This is a genomic window from Candidatus Pelagibacter sp. IMCC9063 (genome assembly GCF_000195085.1).
In the GTDB taxonomy this organism is placed as follows: Bacteria; Pseudomonadota; Alphaproteobacteria; order Pelagibacterales; family Pelagibacteraceae; genus IMCC9063.
This window is the reverse complement of sequence record NC_015380.1, coordinates 313,128-323,965: the sequence shown is the minus strand read 5'-3', so window position 1 is coordinate 323,965 and position 10,838 is coordinate 313,128. Positions and strand designations below refer to the sequence as shown.

13 protein-coding genes are annotated in these 10,838 nt (G+C 29.4%); 12 read left to right on the top strand and 1 reads right to left on the bottom strand.

The genetic code is table 11. The features are described 5' to 3' along the window. Positions 1 to 20: 20 nt before the first annotated feature. Positions 21 to 560, top strand: coding sequence for a NifU family protein (locus tag SAR11G3_RS01635; protein WP_013694996.1), 540 nt, complete (start codon positions 21 to 23; stop codon positions 558 to 560). Positions 561 to 566: 6 nt separating this feature from the next. Then, on the top strand, positions 567 to 1,805 hold the full coding sequence (locus tag SAR11G3_RS01630) for a glucosaminidase domain-containing protein (RefSeq protein WP_013694995.1): 1,239 nt from the start codon (positions 567 to 569) through the stop codon (positions 1,803 to 1,805). Here the strand turns inward: SAR11G3_RS01630 and SAR11G3_RS01625 are convergent. Continuing rightward, on the bottom strand, positions 1,802 to 2,938 hold the full coding sequence (locus SAR11G3_RS01625; protein WP_237697295.1) for a polysaccharide deacetylase family protein: 1,137 nt from the start codon (positions 2,936 to 2,938) through the stop codon (positions 1,802 to 1,804). The genes SAR11G3_RS01630 and SAR11G3_RS01625 overlap by 4 nt on opposite strands. A 209-nt stretch (positions 2,939 to 3,147) precedes the next feature. On the opposite strand from SAR11G3_RS01625, the gene SAR11G3_RS01615 reads away from it, so the two are divergent. The 10 genes from SAR11G3_RS01615 (at position 3,148) to trmB (ending at position 10,754) form a co-directional block, all read left to right on the top strand. After that, a complete protein-coding gene (locus SAR11G3_RS01615) occupies positions 3,148 to 3,384 on the top strand; it encodes a hypothetical protein (protein ID WP_013694992.1) in 237 nt (78 codons plus the stop codon). A gap of 11 nt (positions 3,385 to 3,395) precedes the next feature. After that, entirely contained in the window at positions 3,396 to 3,839 is a 444-nt protein-coding gene (locus SAR11G3_RS01610) for a Fur family transcriptional regulator (RefSeq protein WP_013694991.1), read from the top strand. A gap of 39 nt (positions 3,840 to 3,878) precedes the next feature. Next, complete coding sequence (gene miaB / locus SAR11G3_RS01605) at positions 3,879 to 5,153, top strand: tRNA (N6-isopentenyl adenosine(37)-C2)-methylthiotransferase MiaB (protein WP_237697294.1); 1,275 nt, start codon at positions 3,879 to 3,881, stop codon at positions 5,151 to 5,153. Then, on the top strand, positions 5,153 to 6,172 hold the full coding sequence (locus SAR11G3_RS01600; protein ID WP_013694989.1) for a PhoH family protein: 1,020 nt from the start codon (positions 5,153 to 5,155) through the stop codon (positions 6,170 to 6,172). The genes miaB and SAR11G3_RS01600 overlap by 1 nt, the downstream gene beginning before the upstream one ends. Next, positions 6,165 to 6,296: a hypothetical protein gene (locus SAR11G3_RS07640; protein WP_013694988.1), complete on the top strand. Its 132-nt coding sequence runs from the start codon at positions 6,165 to 6,167 to the stop codon at positions 6,294 to 6,296. The genes SAR11G3_RS01600 and SAR11G3_RS07640 overlap by 8 nt, the downstream gene beginning before the upstream one ends. 32 nt (positions 6,297 to 6,328) lie before the next feature. Beyond that, a complete protein-coding gene (ybeY, locus tag SAR11G3_RS07230; protein WP_013694987.1) occupies positions 6,329 to 6,625 on the top strand; it encodes an rRNA maturation RNase YbeY in 297 nt (98 codons plus the stop codon). Next, positions 6,622 to 7,464: a hemolysin family protein gene (locus SAR11G3_RS01590; RefSeq protein WP_013694986.1), complete on the top strand. Its 843-nt coding sequence runs from the start codon at positions 6,622 to 6,624 to the stop codon at positions 7,462 to 7,464. Before ybeY ends, SAR11G3_RS01590 begins: the two co-directional genes overlap by 4 nt. 2 nt (positions 7,465 to 7,466) lie before the next feature. Beyond that, entirely contained in the window at positions 7,467 to 8,984 is a 1,518-nt protein-coding gene (lnt, locus tag SAR11G3_RS01585; protein ID WP_013694985.1) for an apolipoprotein N-acyltransferase, read from the top strand. Beyond that, a complete protein-coding gene (gene metK / locus SAR11G3_RS01580; protein ID WP_013694984.1) occupies positions 8,981 to 10,144 on the top strand; it encodes a methionine adenosyltransferase in 1,164 nt (387 codons plus the stop codon). Before lnt ends, metK begins: the two co-directional genes overlap by 4 nt. A 151-nt stretch (positions 10,145 to 10,295) precedes the next feature. Beyond that, the gene (trmB, locus tag SAR11G3_RS01575; RefSeq protein ID WP_013694983.1) at positions 10,296 to 10,754 is read left to right on the top strand and encodes a tRNA (guanine(46)-N(7))-methyltransferase TrmB; all 459 of its coding nucleotides are present in this window, start codon (positions 10,296 to 10,298) and stop codon (positions 10,752 to 10,754) included. Positions 10,755 to 10,838: the final 84 nt, after the last annotated feature.

Sequence of the window (10,838 nt, the reverse complement as noted above, 5' to 3'; positions counted from 1 at the left end):
TAATACTCTATAATATTTATATGATTACATTAACAGACACACCAAACCCCGAGTCTAAAAAATTTGTATTTGATTTTGATATTGTCAAATCTGGATCTAAAGAGATTAAATCAATAGAGGATTGTAAAGAAATTAAGTTTGCAGAAAAATTATTTGATCAAGTTTCGCCTGAACTTATCTATATAGATTCTAATTTTGTAACTATAAAAAAGAAATCCTCACAAGATTGGAATGAAATAAAAGAAAATATTCTAAAAATTCTTTCAGAAGAAGTAAATGCTGATTTTGAGGCCTTGTCTTTTGAGAAGTCTTTTGAATTCAAAGATGAAATTTCCCAAAGAATTGAAGAAGTGCTCAATGACAAAATCCGCCCAGCGGTTGCTATGGATGGGGGGGACATTCAATTAAAGTCTTACAAAGATGGAATAGTTGAAGTAATGCTGAAAGGAAGCTGTGCAGGATGCCCAAGCTCTACCGTTACCTTAAAACAAGGAGTGGAACGAATGATCAAGCACTATGTTCCTGAAGTGAATTCAGTAATTGCAGTAAATATAGAGTAGATTTAAATGAGTCGTTCATATTTGCCAAAATTGAAAAGGAAGATAAATTTAAGTTTATTAAGAATTAAAGACAACCTTGCCTATGAAAAAAAATTAATTAAAAAAAAATTTAAAAGAACCCTTGAAAAGTCAATTGACTTTATTGATATCTTCAAAAAATTTAATAATAATATTCTTGGAAAGTCCAATCAGCGTCTAACTGGACCACTAAAAAAACATTACAATTATAGCTATGCCAAGGGAAGTGTAATCGCTTTTTTAATATTTGCTATTTTATACAAACCAAATTTTCAAAACTCCAATTTTGTAAATGCTGATAACGATAAAAAAATAGTTGAAAACATCTATTCACAAGAAGACATTTTTGTAATTGATAAAAATCTATCTGTTAGTAATAAAAAACCTTTTAGCCCAAAACAAAAAAAACAACTTTCTTCAGGATATTCAGACAAGCAGATTTTGGGATTTGGAAATAATATCAGTGCAAGAACTATTATAAGCCTTTTTGAAGAGGAGAATTATAATTTAAAAGATATTAGACAAGGAAAAGCAGTAGACCCAGTTTTTTTATCAAAATTACCTACTGGTATTGCCAATATAGACAACATAGGAGATAGAAAGAAACTTTTTATAAAAGTTATTCTGCCCTTAGTTATTTATGAAAATAATAAAATTCTAGAAGATAGAAATTACTTAAATCAGATATCAAGGGAAAAAAGTCTTAGTGAGCAAGAAACAGTCTGGTTAGATAAAAAGTTCAAGGAGTATAAGGTTAACACTAGTGAAATTGAAGAGCTAAAAAAAAGAATGGACGTGATACCCCCTTCTTTAGCAATTGCGCAGGCCGCCTATGAAACTGGATGGGGAACTTCTAGATTCGCGATGGAAGGAAATTCTTTGTATGGAGCCAGAACATGGAAAAAAGGCAAAGGAATAGTACCAAATGACCGAGGGGAAGAGCAAAAATTTGAAGTTTTGAGTTTTAAGATTATCAGAGCATCAATATCTTCCTATAAAAAAAATCTAAATACACATCAAAGTTACAATGAATTTAGGAAAGCTAGAGCGATACAGAGAAAAGAAAAAAACAGAGTTTTTGGTTTAGAGCTATCCCAATATCTAAATAAATATTCAGAAATTGGAGGTGTTTATGTTCAGAGGCTAAAAAAAATTATTGAACAAAACTCACTTACAGATTTTGATGAATCGGTACTATCCCAGAAGAAAAAGCCTAATATTGTTTAATTTTTAAGAACATATTGTCTTCCAAACCATCCCCACGTTCCATCACTCAATTTCAGTGTGCAATTTATTTTTCCTCTTCTTGTCTTAAATGGTTTTTTTAAAATAATTTTTATCCAATTCTTTTCTAAAAAAGCAATCTCACTAGGCCCCCACTGTCCACCTTCATTCGAAAAGCAATTAATTCCTTTTGCACTATTAGTAAACTCTATTTCAATAGCAGGAGGGTTGTTAGAAGTGATAAGTTTGTTTTCTGGTTTATAAAACTTATGTGGCAATGGGACAGTGTTAATAATAAAATTAAATCTGTCTATTTTTCCGTAAGCTTCATTGATTGGAAATCTTGGAAGTTCAAATAAATCTTCCTTTTGGTGCACTACTCCAGAATGTTGTCCGAATGCCAATTTGTATTTAGAGTCTTTAATTAATTTTTTAATTTCACTGCTATATTCTCCAAAAGGGTAAGAAAAAACTTCTGGGATAAACCCCAATTCTCTTAAATAATCTTGATTAGATTGTTCTATATCTTGAACAACATCTTTTTGGCTTAGCTTCACTAGATATTCATGACTGAAGCTATGGGCACCTATCGTACCAATTTCTGATTGATGTACTTCTCTTATTTGGTCCCAACTCATGTAGTTAGCATGTTTATCATTGACTTCTCGAGTATTTACAAAAAGTATGAAAGGGACATTTTCCTTTTTTAATATAGGCCAGGCATTTTGGTAAAAAGATTGGAATGAATCGTCAATGGTGATTAAGATTTTTTTCCCTGTGTAGGTTTGCTTGTCAATCAAAATACTTTTTAGCTGGTTAAAATTAATGAATTCATTTTGAGAATTTTTTATGAGTTCAATCTGTTCCTTAAAGTCATGTACTTTTATATTTGTAGATGGATATTTATTTTCTTCAAATCTATGGTACATTAAAGTTACAATGCCTTTTTCCTTAATGCTTTCTGCAAAAACATTTGATAAATTAAATCCCATAAACACAATGAGAAGGTAAGTAATTTTTTTAGTGATAGTTCCTAATTTCATATCAGTAGATTCTACTCTCAATTCTTTAATAATTACATCAAATTTTAGTATTAAAAAAAAAATTATAATAAAAAAATATTTAAAAAGTGACAATTTTTCTAATGATTTTTATTTAATTTTGAAAAAAAACGCAATTCAACTCCACAGGGCAAAATTACTGATAGTTAATTTAGGACCAGGAAGTTATGCCGGTTTAAGAAATATACTGAGCTGTATGAAGGTATTGTCCATGATTAAAAAGATAAAACTTGTCGGTATTTCAAATTACCATCTGTACAAAATAATTAAAAAAAAATAAGGGATTGAGTAAAATAATTTTAAATATAAATAGCAAGTTTTTAGATATAAGTAAAAAGACCAAACAGCTTGAAAAAAAGCAATTTGAAAGCCTTTTAAGAAAGAAAAAAATTGTTTCTAATTATGAATACAATGGTATTTTTAAGAATAATTTAATTCCTTTTAAATATACGCATAAAGAAATTGAATTATTAGTTAAACAAAAATTAATTATTGAAAAAAATATAACTCCTAATTACTAAAAATTAGCGCTATGATCAACAAAACCTCCCCCTTCGCCATAAATCTAGAAAAAAAATGTATAGATAAAGGTTTAAGACTTACAGACCAAAGAAAAGTAATTGTAAAGCTTTTAGAGGAAACAATTATGGACACAAAGTTTCATCCAGATGTAGATGAGCTTCATAAACGAGCCATCATAGTAGATAAAAAAATTAGTATTGCGACTGTGTATAGAACTGTCAAATTGTTAGAAGAGTCTAATATTATCGACAAGCATGAATTTAAGGAAAGCAGATCGAGATATGAAGCAGTTACAGAAAATCATCATGACCATTTGATTGATATTGTTTCTGGGGAAATTTTGGAGTTTGTAGACGAAGAGATTGAAATTCTAAAAAAAAAAATTGCTGATAGGCTTGGTTATCAATTGGTAGATCATAGATTAGAGCTATACTGTAAAAAAAAGAAAAAATAATTGTCTAAAAATTTTGTAATAAAAACTTTCGGTTGTCAAATGAATGAATACGATTCCAATCGTATTGCAGATTTACTTTCTACAATTGACTATAAAAGAATAGAAGAAGTCGAGAAAGCAGACTGCTTTATATTTAATACATGCCACATAAGAGAAAAGGCAACCCAAAAAGTTTATTCCGATATAGGTAAAATAAAAAAAATTTTAAGAGGCAAACAATCAAAACCATTATTTGTATTAGCTGGATGTGTTGCACAGGCCGAATCTTCGATGGTATTTGAAAAAAGTGATTTTGTGGACATAGTTGTCGGACCTCAAGCTTATCACAAGCTTCCAGAGTTAATAAAAAATTATCAAAAGAACAAAACTAAAAGTTTCAACACAAATCTAGATGTTTCAGATAAATTTGATTCTTTAGAAAATTATAAAAATATTTCATCTAAAGTTTCTTCTTTTATCACCATACAAGAAGGATGTGATAAATTTTGTAAATTTTGTGTTGTGCCTTACACAAGGGGTCCAGAATTTTCTCGTTGTCCCGACCAAATATATAATGAAGTGCAAGGCTTAGTTGATGCCGGAACAAGAGAAATAATTTTATTAGGTCAAAATGTAAGTGGTTATAAAAATAAAGACATTAATCTTTCTAGATTAATTGACAAAGTTGCTTCTATAAAAAAATTGGAAAGGATTAGATTTACCACTTCTCACCCAAATGATTTTGACGAAGATCTTATTAATGCATTTAAATACCAAGATAAGCTTATGCCACAGTTACACTTGCCCGTACAGTCTGGATCTAATAAAATTTTAGAATCCATGAATAGAAAACATACAAGGGAATTTTATTTAAAATTAATAGATAAATTTAGGGATATTAAAAAAGATATTGAATTTTCTAGTGATTTTATCGTAGGATATCCAGGTGAAACAGATAAAGATTTTGAGGATACTTTGGATCTTGTAGATAAGGTAAAGTTTTCTAATTCCTACTCGTTCGTTTACAGCCAAAGACCGGGAACTCCAGCAGTGGACTTTGATCAAATACCAAAAGAAGAGAGTGCCACTAGACTAGAAGTATTACAAAATAAACTATTTGATTTACAAAGAAAATTTAATGATAGTAAGGTTAATTCAAAAACTAAAGTGTTAGTAGAAAATATTACAAAAAAAGGAAATCAGTTTTTTGGTAGAAATGAATATATGCAGCCTGTATTTATAGAAGGTAACAAATGCACTCCAGGACAAATAGAAATTATTGAAGTTAAATCTAGTAACAGACACAATTTATGGGGCACTATTGATAGCAATTAATGGGTAAGCCAGTTTTATCAAATAATTTTTTGCAAATTTTAGATTCAGGCAATGATGCTGTGAATATCCAGGTTAAAAATAATCATTCTTTAACCAAAATAAGTGGGGTTCATGATGAAAATTTTATTTTATTAGAAAAAATATCAAACACTAAGATTAGTTTAAGGGGGAATTTGATTACAATTAAAGGAAAGAAAAAAGATACAAATATTATTACTAGTGTGGTCAATAAGTTACTAAAAAAATCATTAGAAAAAAATCATATCGATGATGAAGATGTTAAGTCTTTATATAATTTTACAAGTAAGGATTCTCAAAATGATGTTATGGATCTTGAAGAAAAAAATAGTGACAGCAACTATTCTGTTAAGACTCCAAAGAAAACTGTTTATGCAAGAACCGAAAAACAAAAAATATATTTAGAAATTTTAAAAAATAACAATATTATCTATGCAATTGGACCGGCTGGTACAGGAAAAACTTTTTTACCTGTAGCAGTGGCTGTCCACAAGTTAATTTCAGGCGAGGTAAATAAAATAATTTTATCAAGGCCAGCCGTAGAAGCTGGAGAAAATTTGGGTTTTTTACCAGGAGATTTAAAAGAAAAAATTGATCCTTATTTAATTCCTTTGTACGATTCCTTAAGTGAGCTTCTTGGACATGATAAAATGAATAAAAAAATAGAAGATGGATCAATCGAAATCGCCCCACTGGCTTTTATGCGTGGACGAACCTTAAAAGATTCATATGTTATTTTGGATGAAGCACAAAATGCTACAGAAACTCAGATTAAAATGTTTCTAACAAGGCTAGGAAAAAATACCACCATGGTTGTTAATGGCGATCCTACACAAATTGATTTACCGAATTCAAAAATATCTGGATTAATGAATTCTGCTAACGTTCTAAGCAATATCGATGAAATTAAAATTGTTACATTTGATGCATTAGATGTGCAAAGGCATCCGTTGGTTTCAAAAATAATTGAAGCCTATAAAAAAAATTCTTTAGATGTTTAAAGTCAACATTATTGTAGAAGATTCTAAGTGGAGAAAAGAAATACCCACAATTGAAAAAATGTTAAAAAAAAATGTTAAAAAAATTTATTCTTCTATTGATAGAACAAGCCAAAAAAAAATTTAGAAATATCAGTTCTATTAACTAATAAGACTAAAATGAAAAAACTAAATAAAGACTTCAGAAGAATCTTAAAAGATACAGATGTATTATCTTTTCCACACCATGAAAAAAACTTTTTCTTAAAAAGAAAATTACCTACAGTGAATAACATTTATCTTGGAGATTTGGCTTTTTCATATGATTACATAAAAAAACAAAAAACTAACTTTGTAGAGTACGTTAATAAAATATTTATCCATGGATGTTTGCACCTAGTTGGATACGAACATGATAATTTAAAAAATTACAAAGAGATGCATTCTTTGGAAAGAAAACTTTTAGCTATTGTATGACTCAAATTAAACAAGATAGTTTTATCAAAAAATTAAAAAAAACCTTGGGTTTTTCTGAACAAAATAATTTAAGGGAAAGCATTCAAGATGCAATTGATGAGAATTCTGGAGCTGGAAATAGAAGTTCTGGTCTATCGAATAAAGAAAAAACAATTCTTGAAAATATACTAACTATCAATAAGTTAAAAGCAGCTGACATAATGATACCTAGAGCTGAAATTGTTAGTGCAAGTTATGATTCTGACTTTAATACTCTAATTAAAATTATTAACACCGAATCTCATTCTAGAATTCCAATTTTTAGAAAAGATCTAGATGATGTGATGGGAATGGTACACGTAAAAGACCTCATCAATTTTACCAACCAACGTTCACAAGCTGATTTTAATTTGCAGCAAATTATGAGAGATGTTTTGTTTGTGCCACCTTCAATGCCTATCTTGAATGTTTTATTAAAAATGCAATCTACAAAGCTACATATGGCATTGGTAATAGATGAGCATGGTGGAACAGATGGGTTATTGACGATCGAAGACTTAGTAGAAGAAATTGTTGGAGAGATTCAAGATGAACATGATCATGATGATGTGACAGAATTTAAAAAAATTAATGAAAGCACTTTTATTGCCAATGCAACAATGGAATTAGATGAATTTGAAAAAATGGCAAATATTAAATTTGGAATAGAAAACATAGAAACGCTTGGTGGTTATATTTTCTCTATTGTAAACAGAGTTCCACAAAAGGGAGAAATTATAAAAGATATTCCCAATTATATGTTTGAAATTATAGATGCCGATCCTAGAAAAATTAAAGTTCTTAAGATTACAAAATCTTAAAAATGAAAAATTTTCTTTTTAAGAAAAATAAATATTTAGTATCTCTTTCTTTAGGTAGTATTCTTTCGTTAATCCTTCCTCCTTACAGCTATACTGCATTAGGGTTTTTGATTTTTCCCACATTACTATATTTATTATTTGTAAATAAAGATCAAACGAGAAAATCAATTTTTTATATTGGATTTTTATTTGGTTATGGTTATTTTTTGTTTAGTCTATACTGGATTACATATTCCCTAAACTTTGATGATAACTTAGCTATTTTAAAACCATTAACGCTAGTGGTTTTGCCATCAGTAGTCGCTGTTTTTTATGGGCTAGCAAGCATGTTAATTAAGAAAATCATTTCAAATAATTTTTATTTTATTATTGTTTTTTCAGTTGCGCTTTCAGCTTTAGATTTTATGAGGGGCAATCTTTTTTTTGATTTTCCTTGGAATTTATTTGCATACACCTGGAGTTGGTCGTTAGAGAGTCTTCAAGTATTAGGTTTTGTTGGAACCTATTCTTTAAATTTATTTACAATATTTATTTTTTGTCTTCCATATCTTGCGCTAAAACATTTTCATTACAAAAAACTGCTCATAATTGTCTCGTCTATAGTTTTTACACTTTGTGTAAACTTTTTTTTTGGTCAAAGCATAATTAATAATAACAACTTAAAAAAAATTCCAAATTTTAAGGTGGTGTTGCTTCAACCAAACCAAAAAATAATAGATTTAACTTTAACCAATAATGAAGAGCAGTATGTCAATCGGTTAATTAATATTAGTAAACCAAAAATGTATAAAGATACCCAAACGCTATTTGTTTGGCCTGAGGGAGTTTTGTCTAATCTCGATAATTCTAAAAATTATAAAAAACTTTTTTATGATAATTTTTCTAACAATCATAACATCGTACTAGGATCTATCCGTTACGAAGGAAATAGGTTTTATAATAGTCTTGTACTGCTTAATAATCAGGCTGAAATACTTTCAACCTATGACAAAATAAATTTAGTTCCTTTTGGCGAGGTTGTTCCCTTTTATAACTTGCTTGAAAAAATAGATTTTAAAAAAATTACATTTGGGTATGGCTCTTTTTCCAAAGGAGAAAAAAGAAACCCAGTCACATTAAATATTAATAATATTAAATTTTTACCTTTAATTTGTTATGAAATTATATTTTCTGGATCAATTAATATTGAAAAAAAGGAATACGATTTTATTTTAAATATTTCGGAAGATGGTTGGTTCAATCGTTCGATTGGTACTATTCAGCACTTTGTTCACTCTAAGTATAGAGCCATAGAGCAAGGTAAACAGGTAGTTAGATCAACCAATCAAGGCCTAACTAGTAGTATAATGCCCAATGGCAGATTAGCTAAAACTACTGATTTTTCGAATCAATCAAGTATTGCTGTGGATATCTACAAGTTAAATAAAAAAACACTGTTTAGTGAGTTTGAAAATGCTATTTTTTATTTACTTACTTTTGTTAGTTGTATATTCATTTTTCTTTTTAGAAAAAACCAATGAATAAAAATTATATATTTACAAGTGAATCGGTTTCAGAAGGTCATCCAGACAAAGTATGTGACATTATTTCAGATACTGTTTTAGATCTATATCTCTCAGAGTTTAACGAAAGTAGAGTCGCCTGTGAAACGCTTGCAACTACTAATAAGATTATCCTTTCAGGAGAAATTAGAGGTCCAAAAATTGACCCTCAGGTTATCGAGCAAGCTGTAAGAGAGCAGATAAAAAATATAGGATACGAGCAAAAAAACTTTCATTGGAAAAACTTTGAATTTTTTAATTATTTGCATGAGCAGTCAGCAGATATTGCCCAAGGTGTAGATTCTAGCGGAAATGAAAAAGATGAGGGAGCTGGAGATCAGGGAATCATGTTTGGATACGCATGTAATGAGACGAAAGAATTAATGCCAGCACCAATTACCTATTCTCATAAAATTTTAAAAGAAATGGCTATCGCAAGAAAAAGTGGAGATTTAAAATTATTGGGTCCAGATTCAAAAAGTCAAATTTCAGTTGTTTATGAAAACAGTAAGCCCATAGGTGTGAGCTCAGTAGTAATTTCTTCACAACACGATGAATCGATTGGTCAGAATGAAGTAAAAGAAATGATCAGGCCTTATGTAAAAAAAATTCTTCCAAAGGATTGGTCTTGTCCAGAAGATCAGTTTTATGTCAACCCTACAGGAAAGTTTGTCATTGGTGGACCGGACGGTGATACGGGATTAACAGGTAGAAAAATTATAGTTGATACGTATGGTGGAGCAGCATTGCATGGTGGTGGAGCATTTTCAGGAAAAGATCCTAGCAAAGTAGATCGATCTGCAGCGTACGCAGCTAGATATTTAGCAAAGAATATAGTTGCATCAGGAATCGTAGATAAAGCAGTGATCCAATTGTCGTATGCAATTGGAGTTTCTCAACCACTTTCTATTTATTTAGATATTTTTCAAGAAGATCAAAAATTAGTAGATCAAATTACAAAAGTTATCCAAGATAATTTTGATTTAAGCCCAAGAGGAATAAGAAATAAATTAGAATTGAATAAACCAATCTATAAAAAAACAGCAGCGTACGGACACTTTGGAAGAGTTCCAGAAGCAGATGGTTCGTTTAGCTGGGAAAAAACAGATATGGTAAATGTTTTTAAAAAAGAAGTGTAGTGATTAAAAAAAAAATATTCTTTGGACGAATTCAGTCTCGTAAAATTTCGTTAGAAAAAAAAAAATTCTAGACGAAAATCTTAAAAATTTTCAATTTAATTTTAAAAAAATAAAAAAAACCGCTCCCAATATCCTAGAAATAGGATTTGGCATGGGGCATAATTTGATTGAATTATCAAAAAATAATTTAAATAGTCAAATTATTGGCATAGAGCCTTTTATCAATGGAGTAGTCAGTGTTATCTATAGCTGCGTAAAACAAAACATAGACAACATTTTAGTTTATCCCGATCCTGTAGAAAAATTTTTAGAAAAGTATAAAAAAATTTACTTTAAAGAAATTTTTATTTTATTCCCCGATCCTTGGCATAAAAAAAAACATCACAAGCGTAGACTTGTTCAGCTGCCTTTTTTAAAGAATATTGTAAAAAGACTAGATAAAAATGGGAAGCTATATTTTGCAACAGACAATCAGGATTATTTTGAATCTGTTCAGGACTGTTTGGAAAGTAAGGATTTTAAAAAAAATCCCAATTGTTCACAAAAAAATAGACGTAAAACACCTTGGCCAAACAAAATACTTTTTAAGAGCCAAAAAGTTAGGAAATAAGGTTAATTTTTTAGTTATTGTAAAATCTTAAATATTGGAGTAATTTCCAGGAAAATTAACAAATTAAAAAACGGGCTTAGGCCC